The 19,514-nt window shown below is 67.3% G+C and carries 17 protein-coding genes; 11 read left to right on the top strand and 6 right to left on the bottom strand.

The annotated features are described in order from the left end of the window. Positions 1-8 precede the first annotated feature (8 nt). Both BLQ10_RS03265 and purD read right to left on the bottom strand, forming a co-directional pair. Positions 9-920, bottom strand: a complete 912-nt coding sequence (locus tag BLQ10_RS03265; RefSeq protein ID WP_175558466.1) for a phosphoribosylaminoimidazolesuccinocarboxamide synthase — start codon at positions 918-920, stop codon at positions 9-11. Positions 921-982: 62 nt separating this feature from the next. After that, positions 983-2,293, bottom strand: a complete 1,311-nt coding sequence (gene purD, locus BLQ10_RS03260; RefSeq protein WP_091558833.1) for a phosphoribosylamine--glycine ligase — start codon at positions 2,291-2,293, stop codon at positions 983-985. A gap of 304 nt (positions 2,294-2,597) precedes the next feature. On the opposite strand from purD, the gene BLQ10_RS03255 reads away from it, so the two are divergent. The 3 genes from BLQ10_RS03255 to BLQ10_RS03245 all read left to right on the top strand — a co-directional run bounded on the left by BLQ10_RS03255 (position 2,598) and on the right by BLQ10_RS03245 (position 5,750). Continuing rightward, positions 2,598-4,187: a molybdopterin-dependent oxidoreductase gene (locus BLQ10_RS03255; RefSeq protein WP_091558336.1), complete on the top strand. Its 1,590-nt coding sequence runs from the start codon at positions 2,598-2,600 to the stop codon at positions 4,185-4,187. Positions 4,188-4,223: 36 nt separating this feature from the next. Further along, a complete protein-coding gene (locus BLQ10_RS03250; protein ID WP_091558333.1) occupies positions 4,224-5,240 on the top strand; it encodes an asparaginase in 1,017 nt (338 codons plus the stop codon). Positions 5,241-5,360: 120 nt separating this feature from the next. Beyond that, positions 5,361-5,750, top strand: coding sequence for a sterol carrier family protein (locus BLQ10_RS03245; protein ID WP_091558331.1), 390 nt, complete (start codon positions 5,361-5,363; stop codon positions 5,748-5,750). A gap of 27 nt (positions 5,751-5,777) precedes the next feature. Here the strand turns inward: BLQ10_RS03245 and BLQ10_RS03240 are convergent, their stop codons facing one another. From BLQ10_RS03240 to BLQ10_RS03230, 3 genes are all read right to left on the bottom strand, one after another. Continuing rightward, a complete protein-coding gene (locus BLQ10_RS03240; protein ID WP_091558328.1) occupies positions 5,778-6,539 on the bottom strand; it encodes an SDR family oxidoreductase in 762 nt (253 codons plus the stop codon). 128 nt (positions 6,540-6,667) lie between these two features. Next, positions 6,668-6,976 carry a hypothetical protein gene (locus BLQ10_RS03235; protein WP_091558325.1) on the bottom strand — a complete coding sequence of 103 codons (309 nt, stop codon included), beginning with the start codon at positions 6,974-6,976 and terminating at the stop codon, positions 6,668-6,670. A 164-nt stretch (positions 6,977-7,140) separates the two neighbouring features. Then, positions 7,141-8,997: a glycoside hydrolase family 15 protein gene (locus tag BLQ10_RS03230; RefSeq protein WP_254785381.1), complete on the bottom strand. Its 1,857-nt coding sequence runs from the start codon at positions 8,995-8,997 to the stop codon at positions 7,141-7,143. 101 nt (positions 8,998-9,098) lie between these two features. Here BLQ10_RS03230 and BLQ10_RS03225 point away from each other — a divergent pair, with 101 nt between their 5' ends. Then, on the top strand, positions 9,099-9,899 hold the full coding sequence (locus BLQ10_RS03225; protein WP_254785380.1) for a DUF72 domain-containing protein: 801 nt from the start codon (positions 9,099-9,101) through the stop codon (positions 9,897-9,899). 74 nt (positions 9,900-9,973) lie between these two features. After that, positions 9,974-11,041, top strand: a complete 1,068-nt coding sequence (locus BLQ10_RS03220) for an App1 family protein (protein WP_091558324.1) — start codon at positions 9,974-9,976, stop codon at positions 11,039-11,041. Between the two features lie 21 nt (positions 11,042-11,062). Here BLQ10_RS03220 and BLQ10_RS03215 read toward each other — a convergent pair whose 3' ends face one another. Next, positions 11,063-12,574 (bottom strand): GH1 family beta-glucosidase, encoded by a 1,512-nt coding sequence (locus BLQ10_RS03215; RefSeq protein ID WP_091558321.1) that lies wholly within the window; start codon positions 12,572-12,574, stop codon positions 11,063-11,065. Positions 12,575-13,509: 935 nt separating this feature from the next. Between BLQ10_RS03215 and BLQ10_RS03200 the strand changes: the two genes are divergently transcribed. The 6 genes from BLQ10_RS03200 (at position 13,510) to tcuA (ending at position 19,170) form a co-directional block, all read left to right on the top strand. Next, entirely contained in the window at positions 13,510-14,172 is a 663-nt protein-coding gene (locus BLQ10_RS03200; protein ID WP_254785379.1) for a GntR family transcriptional regulator, read from the top strand. Positions 14,173-14,411: 239 nt separating this feature from the next. Further along, a complete protein-coding gene (locus BLQ10_RS03195; RefSeq protein WP_091558316.1) occupies positions 14,412-15,161 on the top strand; it encodes an amino acid ABC transporter ATP-binding protein in 750 nt (249 codons plus the stop codon). A 40-nt stretch (positions 15,162-15,201) separates the two neighbouring features. Continuing rightward, positions 15,202-16,071, top strand: a complete 870-nt coding sequence (locus BLQ10_RS03190; protein WP_091558313.1) for a glutamate ABC transporter substrate-binding protein — start codon at positions 15,202-15,204, stop codon at positions 16,069-16,071. Between the two features lie 9 nt (positions 16,072-16,080). Further along, positions 16,081-16,725 (top strand): amino acid ABC transporter permease, encoded by a 645-nt coding sequence (locus BLQ10_RS03185; protein WP_091558311.1) that lies wholly within the window; start codon positions 16,081-16,083, stop codon positions 16,723-16,725. Further along, entirely contained in the window at positions 16,722-17,585 is an 864-nt protein-coding gene (locus BLQ10_RS03180) for an amino acid ABC transporter permease (protein ID WP_091558309.1), read from the top strand. The genes BLQ10_RS03185 and BLQ10_RS03180 overlap by 4 nt, the downstream gene beginning before the upstream one ends. 91 nt (positions 17,586-17,676) lie before the next feature. Next, positions 17,677-19,170 (top strand): FAD-dependent tricarballylate dehydrogenase TcuA, encoded by a 1,494-nt coding sequence (gene tcuA, locus BLQ10_RS03175; protein WP_091558307.1) that lies wholly within the window; start codon positions 17,677-17,679, stop codon positions 19,168-19,170. The last annotated feature ends 344 nt before the right edge of the window (positions 19,171-19,514 follow it).

Here is a 19,514-nt window from a genome sequence, read left to right as displayed (position 1 = left end):
CGGCCGGGCTAGGCGAACGTCCGGCCGGTGAGCTTCTCGTAGGCCTCCACATAGCGGCTGCGCGTGCGCGCCACGACGTCGGCCGGAAGAACGGGCGGGGGCGTGTCGGAGGCCTTGTCCCAGCCCGATTCGGACGAGGTCAGCCAGTCGCGCACGTACTGCTTGTCGTAGGACGGCTGGGCCTGCCCGGGCTGGTACGTGGCCGCATCCCAGAAGCGTGACGAATCGGGGGTCAGCACCTCATCACCCAGGGTGATGAGGCCGGTGGAAGCGTCGAGGCCGAACTCCACCTTGGTGTCGGCCAGGATGATGCCACGGCCGCGCGCGATTTCCTCGGCCTTGGTGTAGATCTCCAGGGTCAGCCGGCTCAGCTCCGCCGCGACGTCTGCACCCACGAGGCCCACGACGGCGTCGTAGGTGATGTTCTCGTCGTGCTCGCCCACTTCGGCCTTCGCCGAGGGCGTGAAGATGGCTTCCTGCAGCCGCGATCCGTCAACGAGGCCGGTGGGCAGCGGGATGCTGCACACCGTGCCCGACGCGCGGTACTCCAGAAGCCCCGAGCCGGTGAGGTAGCCGCGCGCGATGCATTCGACCGGGAACATGTCCAGTTTCTTGCAGATCATTGCCCGGCCCTCGACGGCGGCGGGAACACCGTCGTCGGCCGTGGACGCGAGGACGTGGTGGGCGACGCCGAGCTGTTCGAACCACCACAGGCTCAACTGGGTCAGGATGCGGCCCTTGTCCGGAATCTCGCTGGCCAGGACGTGGTCGTAGGCGCTGATGCGGTCGCTGGCCACCACCAGGACGCAGTCCTGGCCGAAGCGTTCGGTGAAGGCCGGGTCCGCGGGGACGTAGAGGTCGCGGACTTTGCCGGAGTAGACGTGCCGCCAGCCGGGCAGGTCCAGCGTGGCGGTGTCCAGTCCGCCCTTGGGCGTGGTCTCGGGCGTGGTGTCGGGCGTCCGGGCCGCGGGTTCTGTCACGTTCACGCCTTCGCTTTCGACGCGGCCGGGGTTCCCGGCGCCGCTACGCGGATTTGCCCGCGGGCGGCCTTGCCGCCGATGTCGGTGCGGAACTGGCTGCCGTCCAGCTGGACGAGCTCGACGCCGTCGTACGCCCGCTCCCGGGCCTCCACGAGGTCCGTGCCCAGCGCCACAACGGCCAGGACGCGGCCGCCGGCGGACACGACCTTGCCGGCGCCGTCGAGCTTGGTACCGGCGTGGATCACGTGGACGCCGTCCAAAGCGTCGACCTTCTTCAGGCCGCGGATGCGGTCGCCGGTGCGCGGGGTGCCGGGGTAGTTCTCTGCGGCGACGACGACGGCGACCGCCGTGTCCTTGGACCAGCGCAGCGGCTGCACCTTGTCCAGTTCGCCCTTGGCGGCGGCCATGAGCAGCCCGCCGAGGGGCGTCTTGAGCCGGGCGAGGACGGCCTGGGTTTCCGGATCGCCAAACCGGACGTTGAATTCGATGACCCGCGTGCCGCGCGAGGTCAGGGCGAGGCCGACGAAGAGGACACCGACGAACGGGGTGCCGCGGTGGGCCATCTGGTTGACCGTGGGCTGGGCGACGCGGTCGATCACTTCCTGGACGAGGCCTTCGGGGGCCCATTCCAGCGGTGTGTAGGCGCCCATGCCGCCGGTGTTGGGGCCTTCGTCGTTGTCGAAGATGCGTTTGAAGTCCTGCGCCGGGGACAGGGCCACGGTGTTGCTGCCGTCGCAGAGGACGAACACGGAAACCTCGGGCCCGTCGAGGAACTCCTCGATCACGACCGTGCCGCCGGCGTCGAAGCAGCTCTGGGCGTGTGCGAGGGCCTCGTCCCGGTTGTTGGTGACGACGACGCCCTTGCCTGCGGCGAGCCCGTCGTCCTTGACGACGTAGGGGGCGCCGAAGGTGTCGAGCGCGTCGGCGGCTTCCTCGGCGGTGCCGGCCACCCGGGCCATGGCGGTGGGGACGCCGGCCTCGGCCATGACTTCCTTGGCGAAGGCCTTGGACGCCTCCAGCTGGGCCGCGGCCTTGCCGGGGCCGAAGACGGGGATGCCGGCGGTCCGGACGGCGTCGGACACACCGGCGGCGAGGGGCGCCTCCGGGCCGACCACCACCAGGTCTACGGTGAGTTTGAGGGCCAGCGCGGCGACGGCGTCGGGATCGTTCGCGTCGATCGCATATGTGGGGACCAGCGCGCTGATGCCGGCATTGCCCGGGGCCGCGTGGACCTCGGAAACGTTGGGGTCTGCAAGCAAGGATCGGACAATGGCGTGTTCGCGGCCGCCGGGGCCGATGACAAGTACCTTCACAGTCTCCAAGGGTACGTGGTGCACCCCGCAGGCTCCTAAGCTGTGTCGGCCGCTGGACATGCTCAATCTTCGCGGCGAGGCACGCCCGGGCGCCGGGGAAACCGCGGGACATGCCCAGGCCCGGCCTCGGCCACTGGACACAATGCCACCATGTCCATCCCTGGGTCCCAGGGCTGGGCATGTCCCCTTGGGGTCCGCGAGCATGTCCATGCTTGGCTCCCGGGGCTGGGCATGTCCCCCGAGGGCCAGTGAGCATGTCCACTCGCCAGACAATCCGCCGGCCGCGCGGCTACGAATGGCCTGTATGAACAAGCCCAGCATGAAGCCCAGCCAGCGGTCCCGCGGCGCCACAGCCCTGGCCGCGGTGGCCGGGGTGGCCGCCGCCGCCGTCGTCCTGTCCGTCGCGGAACTGATCGGGGCGTTCTTCACCACACGGGCGACGCCCCTGATTGCGCTGGGATCGACGTTCATCGACTTCACGCCGCTGTGGATGAAGAACTTCGCCGTCGAAACGTTCGGCACCAACGACAAGGCCGCGCTGTTCGTCGGGATGGCTGTCACGATCCTGCTGCTCGCGTGCGTGCTCGGCATCGCGGCGTACCGGAAGTGGGCCCTGGGTGTGGCCGGTGTGGTGCTGATGGGCGCCGTGATCGTCGGCAGTGTGGTGACCCGGGCCAGCGTCAAGCCGGTGGATGCCATTCCTTCCCTGATCGGCACCGTGGCAGGGCTGGTGGTGCTCCGGCTCCTGATCATCCGGCTGTGGCGGATGCAGGAATGGCCGGACCGGGCGGCCGACGTCGCCGCGAAGGAACCGGACCGCCCGGCGACCACGCGGCGCGCGTTCTTCGCCGCCGCGGGGATCACCGCGGCCGCCTCGGCGGTGGCCGCCACCGGCGGGCGCCTGCTGAGCGCAGCCCGCAGCAACGTGGCCGCGGCCCGCGAATCGCTGCAGCTGCCCGCACCCGCCAAGGCCGCCGCCGCGGTCCCGGCCGGTGTCCAGTCCAAGGCGCCTGGCGTCACGCCGTGGCTGACCCCGAACAAGGACTTTTACCGGGTCGACACGGCCCTCAGTGTGCCGGAGATCAACGCCCAGGACTGGGAACTGCGCATCCACGGCCTGGTGGAACAGGAGGTCCGGCTCACCTTCCAGGACCTCCTCGACGCCCAGCTCATCGAATCCCATGTGTCCCTGACCTGTGTGTCCAACCCGGTCGGCGGCAACCTGGCCGGCAACGCCAAATGGCTGGGCATGCCCATCCGCGACGTCCTGAAGCTGGCCCGCCCCAAGCAGGGCGCGGACATGGTGCTTTCCACCTCGATTGACGGCTTCAGCGCCTCCACGCCGCTGGAGGTCCTCCAGGACGACCGCGACGCCATGCTGGCGATCGGCATGAACGGCGAGGCCCTCCCGCTCGAACACGGCTACCCGGTGCGGATGGTGGTTCCCGGGCTGTACGGCTTCGTCTCCGCCACGAAGTGGGTAGTGGATCTCGAGGTGACCCGGTTCGCCGACAGCAAGGCGTACTGGACCCAGCGTGGATGGTCCGAACGCGGCCCGATCAAGACCATGGCGCGCGTGGAGGTGCCCAAGTCCTTCGCCAAGGTCCCCGCCGGAAAGGTCGCAATCGGCGGTACCGCGTGGGCCCAGACCCGCGGGATCACCAAGGTCGAGGTGCAGATCGACAGCGGCCCCTGGACCGAGGCGGTGCTCTCCGACGAGGCATCCCTCATCACCTGGCGGCAGTGGTCCCTCGACTGGGATGCCACGCCGGGCCCGCACTACCTCAAGGTCCGCGCCACGGATGGCACCGGCGAGGTCCAGACGGACAAGCGGGCGGATCCGGTCCCGGACGGCGCCTCCGGCTGGCAGTCAGTCATGGTGACCGTGGAGTAACCGGGGTAACCGCACCGGGCACCATAGACTTGCTGCATGGCTTTGAACCCGCATGCAACCTTCACAGTCGACTCCGCCGTCGAACTGGCAGTCATCGAACGCAGCGGCTTCGTGGAGTCCCGCCACATCGGTTCGGCTGTTGTGCTGGCCGCGGATGGAACCGTCGTGATCGAGCTCGGCGATGTGAACGCCCCCATCTTTGCCCGGTCCACGCTCAAACCGTTGCAGGCCCTCGCGTCGATGCAGTCCGGGGTGCCCCTGCGGGGCGCCCAGGTGGCCATCGCGTGCGGCAGCCACACCGGATCCCTGGACCACATGGATGTGGTCGAGGGCATGCTCAAGGCGGCCGGGGCCAAGGAAGACCAGCTGCAGTGCCCGGCCGACTGGCCCCAGGACGAGACCGCCCGGAACTGGCTCGTCCAGACTGAGCGCGGCAAGTCCAGGCTTGCGTTCAACTGCTCGGGCAAGCACGCCGCGTTCCTTTGGGCGTGCACGGAGAACGGCTGGGACAAGCACAGCTACCTCGAACCGAACCACCCGCTGCAGCAGCGCATCCGCTCCGTGATCGAGGAGTACTGCGGCGAACACATCACCCACCTGGGCATCGACGGCTGCGGCGCGCCGGTTGCTGCCGTCTCCCTGACGGGGCTGGCCCGGGCCTACTCGAAGCTGGCCAAGGCTCCGGCCGACAAGAATTCGAACGCGCGGGCCGCCACGATTGCCACGTCCATGCTGGACTACCCGTGGGCCGTCCAGGGGCGCGGACAGGCCAACACGATCGTCATGGACGAACTCGGCATCCTGGCCAAGATCGGCGCCGAGGGCGTGCTGGTCATGGCCACCCGCCAGGGCGTCTCGGTTGCCATCAAGATGCTCGACGGCAACATCCGGGCCACCACACTGGTCGGGCTGACGCTCCTCGCGGCCTCCGGCGCCGTCGAAATCCCCGAGGTGTCCAGCGTCCTGGACAAGGTGGTGGACCCCGTCCTGGGCGGGGGACGCCCCGTGGGCAAGATCCGGCTCGGGCGGGCCGTCGCGGCACTGCTGGACTAGGAGCCCCACCTCTTCCGGGCGACGGACGACTCCGGCTTCCGGACCGCCGCGGCCGGTGGCATAGGCTGGACTGAGGCCGCCGAGCGGCGGCCGTGACTTCGCCAGGCTGGAGGCAGGAAAGTGGCTGTATCGCGCCGTCGAATCGCCGTGGACGAGGGCCGCGCGGCGCTCACCGCATGGCAGGACGCCAACCCGGCGGCACCCGGCCCCGAAGGAACCAGCGCCGTCCCGCGCACCACGATCGCGACGGCAGTGCGCTACTCCCTGGAGGAAGTCAGCGCGCGGGCGCCTGGCAACTCCGTGGAGGTGCGCGTCCCGCCGTTCGGCGTCACGCAGTGCGTGGAGGGCCCGCGGCACACACGGGGCACCCCGCCGAATGTCATCGAGTGCGACGCCGCCACCTGGCTGGCGATGGTCAGCGGGCGGTTGAGCTGGGCAGACGCCGTCGCGGCCGGCCAGGTTGCGGCCTCGGGACTCCGCGCGGACCTGTCCGCCCTCCTGCCCCTCTAACCGGGCACCACGAACCGGGCCGGGGCCTCAGCCGCGCCCGATGAACGGCATGCCCGCAGCCGTGACCACGAGGGATCCCACGTTGGCCGACGCCGGCATCCCGGCCATGAGCAGCACGGCCCGGGCGGCGTCCTGCACCGCAAATGTCGGCTCGGCCCGCAGGCTGCCGTCTGCCTGGACCGTCCCGGAGCCGATGCCGATCTCGTCCATGAGATCCGTTGCCGCGTTGCCGATGTCGATTTGTCCGCAGGTGATGCCGAACCCGCGCCCGTCCAGGTCAATGCTTTTGGTCAGCCCCGTGATCGCGTGCTTGGTCACCGTGTAGGCCACCGTCCGCGGCCGGGGCGAATGCGCCGCGATCGAACCGTTGTTGATGATCCTTCCGCCCTGGGGCGACTGGGCCTTCATGGCCCGGACGGCGGCCGCGGCGCAGAGGAGGGCTCCTGTGAGGTTCACGGCTACGGTCGCGTCCCAGTCCTCCATGGTGATCTCGTCCACCGAGGCGGCGGGGCCGAACACGCCAGCATTGTTGAAGAGCACGTCAACCCGTTCCCACTGCCCCAGCGCCGCGGCGAAGAGCCGCTCGACCTCGGCGGGGACGGTGACATCGCACGGGAGCGCGAGCGCCTGGCGGTGGCCGGCCGCGGTCTCAAGAAGCTGCTCTTCCCGCCGCCCCGCCAGGACCACTCGGTACCCCTCGGCCAGCATGAGCCGGGCCACCGCACGGCCGATACCGGAACCGGCTCCGGTGACGACGGCCACCCTTCCGGGGGTGTGGTGCTGGCTCATGGGGTCCTCCTCGACGGTTGCGCGGCTGCCCCGCCAGCGTACCGCCGAGACGGCACATCACGGCAGTGTTGCGCGCCCGGACCGCCGCGAACTGTCATCTCGGGAGGGGGCAACGGGCGCCCGGAGGGTCAGCGGCGGGCCTGCGCCCTCTTGCCCGCCACCAATGAGCCCCCAAGGGCGGAGTTCGATCGCCCGGCACCGCCGCGGCGTCCCCTGATCACCCGGGCGGACGAGCCGGGCATGGCGGTCCGTCCATCGGCGCTGCGGTCCCTGATCAGGCCGGTTCCGGCGATCTCCCTTGCCTGGGCGACGCCGGCAACGGCCGCTTTCTTGGTGGGAAACGTTACCGAGACCGCCATCAGTTCTCCTGCCCCGTTCATCATCCGAATGCGGTAGCCGCCGTCGGGCGCGTCCACGAGCTCAAAATATCCCGCCATTGCACACTCCTTGTTCCCTCGTATCCCCCGCCGGGATCTTAGTAAGTGTACTTACTTAATGGTCGAGGGAAAATGCTGAAGGTCCCGCCGCTCCCCACCGGTGGCCGCCGGCGGCCAGGACGCGGTCACGGGGACACGTTACGGGCAGTCTTGGCGGGCGCGCATTACCGGGGCGGGGCGGGGCGCGGGCGGGGCGGTCGGCCGGGCCGGGGAGGAGGCATCCCGCCCGCGCCGGCAGGTAGCGGGGTGTCGCTGCGGCGGACGCCATCTTCATGCAGTTCCAACGCGCTCATCACAAGGGCGAAGTGGCTAAAGGCCTGCGGTGTGTTGCCGAGTTGCCGGCCGGCCTCGACGGCCCACTCCTCGCTGAGGAGCCCGACGTCGTTGCGCAGCGCCAGCAGGCGCTCGAACAGTTCCCCGGCCTCGTGCCGCCGCCCCGCCCCGATCATGGCCTCCACCAGCCAGAAGGAACACGCCAGGAACACCCCTTCCTCGCCGGGAAGCCCGTCATCGCTCTGCGCCGGCAGGTAGCGGCGCAGGAAGCCGTCATGCGTCAACTCGCGCTGGACGGCGTCGATGGTTCCGATGATGCGCGGATCATCCGGCGGGAGAAACCCCACCCGGGGCAGCAGCAGGAGGCTCGCGTCCAGCTCGGGCCGCCCATAGGACTGCACGAACGTGTTCCGTTCGGCGTCGAACCCGTTGGCCATGACCTCGGCGTGGATGGTGTCACGCAGCTCCTCCCAACGGTCCGCCGGTCCAATCAGGCCGAAGTCCCGGACCCCCTTGACCATGCGGTCCGCCGCCACCCATGCCATCACCTTGGAGTGGGTGAAGTGGCGCTGCGGGCCGCGCATTTCCCACAACCCGTTATCTGGCTGGCTCCAGGCCGTTTCGAGATGTTCCATGAGGGCCACCTGGACGTCCCAGGCGTCGTCGGTGTGTTTGAGAAGTGAGTTCCGAGTCAGGGACAGGCAATCGAGCACCTCGCCCCAGACATCGAGCTGCAGCTGGCCGGCCGCGCCGTTCCCGGTACGCACCGGGGCAGAATTTTCATAGCCCTTCAGCCACGGCAATTCGAGCTCCGGCAGCCGGCGTTCGCCGTGGAGGCCGTACATGATCTGCAGATCCGCCGGGTCCCCGGCGACGGCGCGGAGCAGCCAGTCGCGCCACGCGCCGGCCTCCTCCGTGTAGCCCGCGGCCAGCAGCGCCTGCAAGGTAAGGGTGGCGTCGCGCAGCCAGCAGAAGCGATAGTCCCAGTTCCGGGTGCCGCCGATCTCCTCCGGCAAGGACGTCGTGACGGCGGCCACGATCCCGCCGGTGGGGGCGAAGGTCAAGGCTTTGAGCGTGATCAGCGAGCGCTGGACCGCGTCACGGTGCGGCCCGGTCACCGTACACTTCGCCGACCAGCGAAGCCAGAACTCCTCGGTCGACGCCAAGACCGCTTCCGGGTCCACGGAGCGCGGCCGGCGGAGGTGGCTGGGGCTCCATGTCAGCACGAACGGCACACGGTCACCGGCCGCGACCGTGAAGTCGCTGACGGTGTGCATCCGCTCGCCGCGCAGGGGCGCCTCGGTCACCAGATAAGCGGCGTCGGGCCCGGCGATGGCGTGGATTCCGCGCTCGTCGTGGCGGACCCACGGCACAATATGGCCGTAGTCGAACCGGAGCGCCAGCTCGCCGCGCATCCGCACCGTGCCGCGGACCCCGACCACGATCCGCACGATATCCGCCACTTCGTCGCGGGGTGGCATGAAGTCAATGATCCGGACCTTGCCCTCGGGCAAGTCCCACTCGGTTTCCAGGATCAGCGTGCCCTTGCGGTAGCGGCGGCGCGTGCATTCGCCGCCGCCTGCCGGCGCCAGCAGCCACCGGCCGGCCCCGGGGGTATCGAGGAGCGCGCTGAAACAGGCTGGCGAGTCGAAGCGTGGCAGGCACAGCCAGTCGATGGAACCTTCGGTGCTGATCAGGGCCGCGGTGTGCAGATCCCCGACCATTGCGTAATCTTCGATGCGTGCCATGACACTTACAGTGCCACACCGCCGTCCCACCCGGCACACGGGAGCAGGCACACGGGAGGCCCGGAGGACTAGGATCCATCGTTGGGAGAAAGGGACCGGGCATGGAAGAGCACGCAGGATCTTGGCACGACGGCCCTGGCCACACAGGCGCCGGACAGGCAGGCGCTGTACGGATCGGCACGTCAGGCTGGAGCTATGACCACTGGGAAGAGGTCCTCTATCCGCCGGGGCTGCCGGCCCGGGACAGGCTGGCACACTACGCGGCCCGCTTCGACACCGTCGAATTGAACGCCAGCTTCTACCGCTGGCCCAGGGAGCACTCGTTCGCCAGTTGGTGCCGCCGGCTGCCCGAGGGTTTCGCCTTGTCCGTCAAGGCACCCCGCGGCCTGACGCACGCCAAGAAGCTTTACGCCCCGGAGGTCTGGGTGGACCGGATCACCCGGTGCTGGCACGAACTCGGCGACAAGAGAGCCGTGCTGCTCGTCCAGCTGCCCCCGGGCCTAGCGCGGGATGACGCCCGGCTGGACTACTTCCTGGCGGCACTCCCCGGGTGGATCCGGGTCTGTGTGGAGTTCCGCCACCCAAGCTGGGACGACGACGCTGTGTACGCCCTGCTGGAACGTCACGGCGCGGCCTACTGCATCATGAGCGGCGCCGGGCTCCCGTGCGTCCTGCGCGCGACCGCGCCGTTCGTCTACATCCGGCTGCACGGCCCGGACCACGACGTCCTGTACGGCGGGTCCTATTCCGATGACGACCTGCGCTGGTGGGCGGACCGGATCCGCGAGTGGCAGGCCAGCGGGAAGGACGTCTACGCGTATTTCAACAACGACGGCGGCGGCAACGCCGTCCGCAACGCCACCGCACTGCGCCGGCTGCTGGATGAGCCGCCGCCCTGGTAATCCGGCGCCGCAGGCGCCCCCTCCCGGGACCCCGCCGGCGCTGCCGGAGCCCGGCACTGTGGGAGAGTGGAGGCATGGAATTGGCGTCGCAACCAGCGCAGCAGCTGCCCGTGTCCGGCAACAGGGCCTTCCGGCTCGCCCACTGGGTGTCGGACACCGTCAATGGGGTTCGCCTCAAGACGGCCCGGCGCTGGAAGTTCATGCCGCAGACCGTCGCCTATCAGGGCTACGGCTCGACAGATTGGGTCAGGGTACTGGGCCGCGTGGTTCTCACCAGCAGGCCCGTGCCGGGCAGCAAGGCGGAGCGGCTGGCCCGGAACGGGAACCAGAACATCCGCGGCTGGCGCGCCTTCACGAGTGTCCCGGTCCAGTTCACCGAGGTGGAGATCCAGATCGGCGGCGTCACCACTCGCGTGCATGCGGACCGCGGCGGCCTGGTGGACGCCCTGGTTCACGTGGCGTTGACCCCGGGCTGGCATACGGCCGTGCTGCGGGCCGAAGGAACTGAACCGGTCGAGGCCAAGATTTTTGTGATCTCCCCGGACACCAAGCTGGGTATTGTCTCGGACATTGACGACACCATCATGGTCACGGCCCTCCCCCGGCCTTTCCTGGCGCTCTGGAACACCTTCGTCCTGAACGAACGCGCCCGGATGGCGACACCGGGCATGGCCGTCCTGATGGATCGGCTCAAGGTGGAGCACCCGGAGGCGCCGGTGATCTACCTGTCCACCGGTCCGTGGAACGCAGCGCCCACCCTGGCCCGCTTCATGGCCCGGAACCTCTATCCGTCGGGCGCGCTGCTGCTCACGGACTGGGGACTGACCCACGACCGCTGGTTCCGCAGCGGCCAGGAACACAAACGGCGGAACCTTGAGTTGCTGGCCCAGGAATTCCCGAACATGCGCTGGCTGCTGTTCGGCGACAACGGCCAGCACGATGAAGAGATTTACTCCGGCTTCGCCCAGGAGCATGCAGACCAGGTCGCCGCGATCGGCATCCGGCAGCTCTCGACCAGCGAGGCCGTCTTGGCCGGTGGCCACTCCGACACCGGAGACCACTCGGAATCATCCGTCCCGTGGCTCTACTCGCCCGACGGCGCCGGACTGGCCAAGGGCCTGCAAGACCTGGATCTGCTCTAAGTTGAGTCTGCCTTTGTCGGGTCAGGCCGCCGGTCGGGGCTCACGGGCGTCGGCGTCCTGCTTTCCGGCGTTGGGCAGCGCGGCGGAGGCCGAGTTCCGGGCCGCCAGTACCTCCTGAAGCCAGTAGTAGGAGGCCTTCGGCGTGCGGACCTGGGTGTCGAAATCGACGTGCACCAGACCGAACGGCTGCTTGTAGCCGGCGGACCACTCGAAGTTATCCATGAAGGACCACACATAGTAGCCGCGAAGGTCCACGGCCTCGGCCGCACCGCCAGGACGGGTCGCTTCCAGGGCCGTGCCGATGTGGTCCGCGAGGTAACGCAGGCGCCGTTCATCCGGAACCATCCGGCGGTCCGCCCCGACACACTGGACCACCACGTCCTCGAAACTGGCCCCGCCCTCGGTGATGTAGACCGGGGGCAGATCCGGGTAGCGCTCGGCCATCTCAGCCAGGGCGACCGACATGTAGTCGGGCTTCACCGGCCAGCCGTAGGCCGTGGTCTCGGTGTCCGGGAACGGCGCGATGTGCAAGGGCGCACCGGGTGTCCCGCTGAGGTCATCCCCCATGGCCTCGGCCATGCCGGGCGGCACGGCCCCTTCGCCCGGACCCGCCCCGACGCGGGTGGGCATGTAATAGTTCAGGCCATAGAAATCCAGGGGCTGGGAGATCAACTCCATGTCTTCGCTGGAGGGGCTGAAAGACGACGAAAAGAACGTGGCGGCCCGAATGAGATCCGGGTATTTGCCGAGCAGCACGGGATCGGCGTAGAGCCGGTTCTGCGCCACATCCATGAGCCCGGCGCTGACCGCGTCCAGCGGGTTGGCGGTGGCCGGGACCATCGGTGAGTACACGTTGGTGATGCCGATTTCGCCCTTCACCTTGGCGGCACGCAGCGCCTGGAGCGCCAGGCCGTGGCCCAGCAACTGGTGGTGCGCGCTGGGGAGCGCCTTGAGCATGAGTGCCTCGCCGGGCGCATGCATGCCCAGGGCGTAGCCGTTGGTGGTCACAGTGGCGGGCTCATTGACGGTCACCCAGCGGGAGACGCGGTCCCCGAAGGCAGCCGCGGCGATGGCGGCGAAGTCCCCCAGCCGGTAGGCCGTCTCCCGGTTCATCCAGCCGCCGGCCTCCTCCAGGGGCAACGGGGTGTCCCAGTGGTAGAGCGTGGCCATGGGGGAAATACCGTTGGCGAGCAACAGGTCGATCAGCCGGTCGTAGAAGTCTAGTCCGGCGGGGTTCACGGGCCCGCTGCCGCCGGGCTGGATCCTGGACCAGGACAACGAAAACCGGTACGAATCGATTCCCAGGTCCTTCATCAGTGCCACGTCCTCTGGCATCCGGTGGTAGTGGTCGCAGGAGACGGCCGGGCTGTGATCCTCCACGATCGAACCCGGTTTCGCGGCGAAGACGTCCCATCCAGAGGGGCCGCGGCCGTCTTCATCGAGCGCACCTTCGATCTGGAAGGCCGACGTAGCCACGCCCAGGGTGAAGCCGGGCGGAAGAAGGGAAGCCAGATCCTTGGCGGAAGGGTTCATCGACGGGGACCTCTATGTAGTTTCAGCGGTTGGTTGAATGATCTTAGGCTTCCCCCGGGGGCGGGCGCCACGACCTGCGAAGTTTGACGGGCGCGGCGCCATTGGCCAGTGTTGACCCGTGCACGTGAAAACTGAAGAAGGCGTCAAACGCCGACCGGCCTGGGCGCCGCCCAGCCCCGGCCGGCAGGCAGCGGCTCTCCTCTGCTTCCTCGCGGTCTCCCATGGGGTGTCCTTCGTGGCGTCGCTGGTCATCAAGGACAACGCCAGCGGGCGGTACGCGGCGGCGAACAAAGCACCGTGCACTCCGCCGGGCTGGTGTCAGTTTTCAAAGGCGAGTGCACGAATGTCCGAAGTCCTGCTCACCAAGTATTTTTGGCAACAGTGGTCAGCACGAAATTTCAGGAGACCTCAGCACAATCCGCCGGTCCGCACCCGATAATGCTTGATTTCATGCCGGTACGGAGGGGATCGTTGAACGTGGCCCGGGACGAGAGGTCGCGGCGTCGCCCGTAATTGAGTCCGCTGCACGAGTAGGGACTGGCATGGAACCGGAATCAACATCGATCAGTGGGCACGGTTTGCCGACCATGCCGGACGCGGTCTGGGAACTGGCACGCCGGCGGGCTGAAGTCATCGCGCCGTTGGCGGGTTTGAGCGTCATCGGTAAACAGGCGGTCGACGAAGCTTCCCGGGAGCTGGGTATCTCCAGGCGGCATGTGTATCCGCTCATCCAGCGCTACCGTGAGGGCACTCGGCCGCGGCGGCCGAACAACTCCGACTCATGCACCATCCGGATGGGAAGGACATCACCTTGGACACTCGCGTATCCACTGGAATACTATGGTTGTCCGGGCGATGGCTTCGGGTCTGCGAACAGGCGGGACCGAGTGGGGGCGTAAGCCTCCCTTCCGAGTCGCCACTGTGGAAGGAAAGTTGTGTCACCTGGTTCTGAAACGATGCGGCATGACGGGGATTCGATCTACGCCCAGCTGCGCTCTGAAATCCTGGCCGGTGCAATTCCTCCGGCTACTCCCTTGCGGGAGGTTACCTTAGGTGAACGCTTCGGTGTCTCCCGCACGCCCGTGCGCGAGGCCCTTCGCCGCCTCCAGCACGACCGTCTTCTGGATCGCGGCGCCCGCGGACTGCAGGTCCATCAGGCAACGCCCCAGGAAGTCATTCAGGTCTATGACGTGCGGATTCTTTTGGAACAGGAGGCGGCCGGGCAGGCTGCCCTGTCCCACGACATCACTGACATCATGCAGCTCGAAGGCCTGGTGGAACGTGACCGCGCACTCGTCAGCCCGGATGACCAAACCCGGGCGTCGACGAACCTGGAGTTCCACGCTGCCGTCTGGGCGGCTGCGCACAATCCGGTCCTCCAGGATCTCCTGCAGCGGCTGTCCACCCACCTGATCCGCACGCCGCACTCGACTCTGTCGGTGGGAGAGCGTTGGGATGAGGCCCTGGCCGAGCATTCGAAGCTGGTCGCGGCCATCACCGCCGGCGACGAAACTGCTGCGAGGAACACCGCACGCGAGCACATGGAGACAGCCCGCCGGATCAGGCTCGACCTGCTGCGGAAATCGGCCTCCCACTAAGATCACTGCCGGGCTCTCCGGCTAGATCTTCGGGCCTCGATGTACCAGCTTTTCCGTCTCCTCCCGGGCGTTAGCCCGGTGCAGCCGCGGTTGCGCGGGCCGCTGCCGTTGATAACTGCCGCGGTGGTCGGCGATGCGTTCGCACCCATCGAAGACTCCTAAGACTTGCCGTGATTGCGGTCACTGTGCCACACTGTACTTCACTGTATACAGTCGTATTCCATCAAAGGAGATAGATAATGACAGCGATCACGGAAACGGACACCGTCGTTGAGTTCCGCGGGGTCGGCAAGCGCTTTGGCAGCATGCAGGCCCTGACCGGCATTGATTTGTCAGTGCGCCGTGGCGAGGTGGTCGTCATCCTGGGCCCGTCAGGGTCCGGCAAATCGACGCTGTGCCGGTGCATCAACCGTCTCGAAGCCATCGACGAGGGCCACATCCTCATCGACGGCCACGAACAGCCTGTCGAGGGCAGGGACCTGTACAAGTTCCGCACGGAGGTGGGGATGGTCTTCCAGTCCTTCAACCTCTTCTCCCACAAGACCATCCTGGAGAACATCACCCTCGCCCCCCGGAAAATTCTGGGCCTGGACAAACAGGCGGCAGAGACGCGGGCCCACGAGCTGCTGGCCATGGTCGGCATCGCCGACAAGGCACACAGCAGGCCCGCGCAGCTTTCCGGGGGTCAGAAACAGCGCGCGGCCATCGCCCGCGCGCTGGCCATGGATCCCAAGGTTCTGCTCTTTGATGAACCGACGTCCGCGCTCGATCCGGAATCCACCCGCGAGGTTCTGGCAACCATGCGGAGCCTGGCGCAGAGCGGCACGACGATGATCGTCGTGACCCACGAGATGTCGTTCGCACGTGCCTTCGCGGACCGGATCGTGTTCATGGCAGCCGGGACCATCGTGGAGACTGCCGACCCTGAAACGTTTTTCACCTCCCCTTCCAGCGACCGGGCCAAAGCCTTCCTCTCCTCGGTCCACTAACAGCACCTGTGCAACGACGCACCCACCCTAAGGAGTCACCATGAAACGCCAGCACTTCCTGCCGGCCCTGGCCATCGCCGGCGCCCTGATTCTGGGCACCACGGCCTGCGGCGGCAGCATCCCGGCCGCCGAGACCAAGCCGGCCCAGAGCTTCCCGGCCAACAGCACGATGGACAAGATCCAGAAGCGCGGCAAAGTGATCGTAGGGGTCAAATTCGACCAGCCGCTCTTTGGGGTGAAGAATCCGGTCACCGGCAAGATGGAAGGCCTGGACATTGAGATGGCCAAAATCCTGGCCAAGGACCTCACCGGCAGTGCAGAGAATGTCGAGTTCGTTGAGGCGGTCACCAAGAACCGCGAGGCGTTCCTGCAGCAGAACAAGGTCGACGCCGTCATCGCCTCCTACGCCGTGACGGACGAGCGGAAGAAAGTCGTCAGCTTCGCCGGCCCGTACCTTGAAAGCAACGTGGCCCTGCTGGTCCGCAAGGACGACAGCTCAGTGAACAAACCCGAGGACCTCCAGGGAAAGACTGTGTGTTCCACCACCGGCGCCCGCGCGGCCCAGCTGATCGGCCACGCCGTGCCCACAGCCAACGTGGTCCTGTTCAGCACCTACAGTGAATGCGCGCAGGCACTGAAGGATAAGAGGGTCGACGCAGTGACCACCACCGAGGCAATCCTGCTCGGTGTCCAGTCCCAGAATCCGGATGCCTACCGCATCGCGGACGGCCATCTGGCCGATGCCGAGGAATTTGCCATCGGCGTGGCCAAGGACGATGCAGCATTCCATGACTACCTCGATCAGCTTCTGAACAAGGCCATCGCGGACGGGGACTGGAAGAAGGCGTACGACGCCACCATCGGCCAGGTCAAGCCCGGCGATGTCACCCCGCCCAAAGTCGTTCTGTAGGGACCGCTGATGTCATTCCTTATCAATCACCTCGGCGACTTCGGCCAGGGCGTGCTGGTGACTCTGGGACTCGTCCTGCTGGGCGCCACCGGTTCGATGATCCTGGGAACCGTCCTCGCCGCACTGCGGACGAGCCCCATCAGGACGGCCCGGGCAGTTTCCTCGGCCTATGTGCTGATTTTCCGTAATGTGCCGCTTCCTGTGCAGATGGTGCTGTTTGTCTTCGGGCTCCCGGTCTTGGGCATCCAGTACTCGCTCTACGCCTCGGCCGCGATCGTCCTGGTTCTCTACACGGCGCCGTTCGTGGCCGAAACCCTGCGTTCGGGCCTGAACACCGTGGACCGCGGCGAGCTTGAAGCAGGGCGCGCCCTGGGCTTCGGGCCGATGGGCTCCCTGAGGCTCATCGTCCTCCCGCAGGCTTTTGCCACGGTGGTCAGGCCGCTGGGCAACGTCTTCATCACCATGGTCAAGAACACCTCGGTCGCTGCCCTGGTGGGCGTGGCCGAGCTGACGTTCCTTTCGGACAAGATCGCAGTCGATGAAGCGCAACCGTTCATTGTCTTCGGCGGGGCCGCCATTTGCTACCTCGCCATCGGTCTGGCCATCGGCCGGCTCGTTTCCGCAGTCGATCAGAAGGTGGCGTTCAGCCGATGAGTACCGTATCTCTTTTTGACCCGGCCGGTCCGCGCGCCAAACGCCGGCACCTGCTCCTCGAAGTCATCACCGGTCTCGTGGTGCTTGCCGGAGTGTACGTCGTATTCAAGCTCCTGTACGACAAGGGTGAGCTGAGTGCGGCGGCGTGGGCCCCATTCGCCGAACCCGGGCTCTGGGCGCTTCTCGGCCAGGGATTGTGGAACAACATTGCGGCCGCATTGGTCGGCATGGTGCTGTCCCTGATCACCGGATGCCTCCTGGCCTTCGGGCTGGTCTCCACCCGCACCCTGATTCGCCGGATCTGCCGGGTCTACACCGACGTCTTCAGCAGCATCCCGCTGCTCCTGCTGCTCTACTTCACGTCCCTGGTGCTGCCCAACTACGGTTTCAAGCTCGGGGATTTCTGGTTCCTGGTCATCGCGCTGACCCTGTACAGCGGGGCCGTCATCGGTGACCTGCTGCGCTCCGGGATCCTCGCGCTGCCGCCGGGCCAGGCCGAGGCCTCCCTCGCACTCGGTTTCTCCCATGTCGGCACGCTGCGCCTGGTCCTGCTGCCGCAGGCGCTCCGGTCCATGAGCCCTGCCCTGGTGAGCCAGCTCATCATCCTCTTCAAGGGAACAGCACTGGCCTTTGTGCTCGGCGGCTACATGGAACTGCTGCGGTCCGCCACCGTCATCGGCCAGTACTACACCCGGTCCCTGCTGCAGGCCCAGTTTGTTGCCGCCCTGGGATTCCTGATCGTCAACATCGCCCTGGGCGCCCTCGCCGTGGCCCTGGAACGCCGCCAAAACCGTCTCACCGTCCGGGAGCCCTTGCCCGCAACTGCGGCAGACCCGGCCCCCGAGCCCGCCCACCGCTGACACCCGGAGTCACCCGGACTAAGGGATCACCTGGCCGTGTCTATGTATACAAACGAACACAATAGAATTCAATACGAAGGAGACAGGAACAATGCCTGATCCGAACGAAACCGCAGCTGTAAACCCCACCCACGCCGACGTGATCGTCGTCGGCGGCGGAAATGCCGGATTCACGGCGGCCCACGCCGCTGCCGTCCGCGGACGAAAAGTCATCCTGCTCGAAAAGGGCACCAAGGACATGGCCGGGGGCAACAGCTTCTACACCGCCGGCGCCACCCGCATCGTCCACAACGGTCTGGACGACCTGCAGTGCCTGGTGGAACCGGACGAACGGCACGACCGCACCGTCGTTCCCCCCTACAGCGCCGAGGAATACGCCTCGGACCTGGAAAAGGTCACCGAGGGCCGGAACGACCCCGCACTGACCGACGTCCTCATCGCCGAGAGCCAGTCCACCCTCCGCTGGCTCAACAGCCTGGGCCTGAAATACCGCCTGATGTACGAGCGCCAGGCCTACGAACGGTCCGACGGGTCCTACCTCTTCTGGGGCGGCCTGCACGTCGGGAACGTCGGCGGCGGCGAAGGTCTCATCGAGGACCACACCCGGGTCGCCACCGAGTTGGGCGTCGACATCCGCTACGGCCACGCGGCCCAAAACCTCATCGTCGAGGACGGCCGCATTGCCGGCGTCGTCGTCAACACCCCTGACGGGGAGCTGCGCCTGACCGCCGAATCGGTAATCCTCACCGCCGGCGGCTTCGAGTCCGACCCCCAGTGGCGGCGGGAGCACCTGGGCGAGGGCTGGCAGAACGCCAAGGTCCGGGGAACCCCCTACAACACCGGTGACATGATCGCCGCGGCGCTGGCAATCGGTGCCACCAAGGGCGGGGACTGGGGTACCTGCCACAGTGTGCAGTGGGATGCCTTCACGGCCACCAACGAGAGCAACCGTGAACTCACCAACCGGCTGACCCGCCAGAGCTACCCGTTCGGCATCATCGTCAACACCGACGGCAAGCGCTTCCTGGACGAGGGCGCGGACTTCAGGAACTACACCTACGCCAAGTACGGCAAGGAAATCCTCAAGCAGCCCGGATCCGTGGCCTACCAGATCTTCGACGCAACCCTGCGCCCGATGCTGCGCAGCGAGGAATACGACATGCCCGGCATCTCGGTGGAGGTCGCGGACACTATCGAGGACCTGGCCGCCAAGATCGGCCTGGATCCGGAGAGCCTGTCCAAGACCGTGACGGACTTCAACAACTCGATCGACCGCTCCGTCCCGTTCGACCCCACCATCAAGGACGGCCGGCAAGCGGCGACGGAGCCGGTCAAGAGCAACTGGGCCGCCCCCATCGAAACCGGACCCTTCTACGCCTACGGCGTCACCTGCGGGATCACCTTCACCTTCGGTGGCATCAAGTCCGACACCCACGGCCGCGTCCTGGACGCAAGCGGCAATCACATCGAGGGCCTCTTTGTGGCCGGTGAAATGCTCGGCGGACTGTTCAGCACCAACTACCCGGGCGGCACCGGACTTGCTGCCGGATGTGTCTTCGGGCGGCGGGCCGGCGTCCTGGCGTAGGTCAGAACCCGCGGAGGCCACCGTAGGCCTCATGCGCGCCAGGTAAAGCGGCCGGGTATGAGGAAGAGCAGGCTCTTGGCGGCGAAGAGGTCCCCGAAGCCACTGTCCTGGCGTTCCCATTTGGTCTCCTGAGCGGACCATCATCACGGACTGCCGGCCATATGTCCGGCACATTTGGGCGCCCTTCCCGCACTCCATCGCAACAGACAGCCCGAAAGTCGGGCGTGGGAAGGGAGCCCATACGGAGGAGGCAGGGTGGCGGCAACGCCGCCCTGCCTCCTCCGACGCTCACACGAACCGACTGACTGCGCAGTCGACCCATCCCGACACCCTCAAGGACAAAC

The sequence above is a fragment of the Arthrobacter sp. ok362 genome (assembly GCF_900102785.1).
Classification (GTDB): Bacteria; Actinomycetota; Actinomycetes; order Actinomycetales; family Micrococcaceae; genus Arthrobacter.
The sequence above is the reverse complement of the archived record's forward strand: the minus strand, read 5'-3'. Positions and strand labels throughout refer to the sequence as shown.

Excerpts from the sequence above, each read along its gene's own strand:
- BLQ10_RS03180 (WP_091558309.1), top strand. The coding sequence starts at position 16,722 with ATGAGTACCGTATCTCTTTTTGACCCGGCCGGTCCGCGCGCCAAACGC.
- BLQ10_RS03235 (WP_091558325.1), bottom strand. The coding sequence starts at position 6,976 with ATGGCGGGATATTTTGAGCTCGTGGACGCGCCCGACGGCGGCTACCGC.
- BLQ10_RS03255 (WP_091558336.1), top strand. The coding sequence starts at position 2,598 with ATGAACAAGCCCAGCATGAAGCCCAGCCAGCGGTCCCGCGGCGCCACA.
- BLQ10_RS03250 (WP_091558333.1), top strand. The coding sequence starts at position 4,224 with ATGGCTTTGAACCCGCATGCAACCTTCACAGTCGACTCCGCCGTCGAA.
- BLQ10_RS03225 (WP_254785380.1), top strand. The coding sequence starts at position 9,099 with ATGGAAGAGCACGCAGGATCTTGGCACGACGGCCCTGGCCACACAGGC.
- BLQ10_RS03195 (WP_091558316.1), top strand. The coding sequence starts at position 14,412 with ATGACAGCGATCACGGAAACGGACACCGTCGTTGAGTTCCGCGGGGTC.
- BLQ10_RS03185 (WP_091558311.1), top strand. The coding sequence starts at position 16,081 with ATGTCATTCCTTATCAATCACCTCGGCGACTTCGGCCAGGGCGTGCTG.
- BLQ10_RS03240 (WP_091558328.1), bottom strand. The coding sequence starts at position 6,539 with ATGAGCCAGCACCACACCCCCGGAAGGGTGGCCGTCGTCACCGGAGCC.
- tcuA (WP_091558307.1), top strand. The coding sequence starts at position 17,677 with ATGCCTGATCCGAACGAAACCGCAGCTGTAAACCCCACCCACGCCGAC.
- BLQ10_RS03190 (WP_091558313.1), top strand. The coding sequence starts at position 15,202 with ATGAAACGCCAGCACTTCCTGCCGGCCCTGGCCATCGCCGGCGCCCTG.
- BLQ10_RS03230 (WP_254785381.1), bottom strand. The coding sequence starts at position 8,997 with ATGGCACGCATCGAAGATTACGCAATGGTCGGGGATCTGCACACCGCG.
- BLQ10_RS03220 (WP_091558324.1), top strand. The coding sequence starts at position 9,974 with ATGGAATTGGCGTCGCAACCAGCGCAGCAGCTGCCCGTGTCCGGCAAC.
- BLQ10_RS03215 (WP_091558321.1), bottom strand. The coding sequence starts at position 12,574 with ATGAACCCTTCCGCCAAGGATCTGGCTTCCCTTCTTCCGCCCGGCTTC.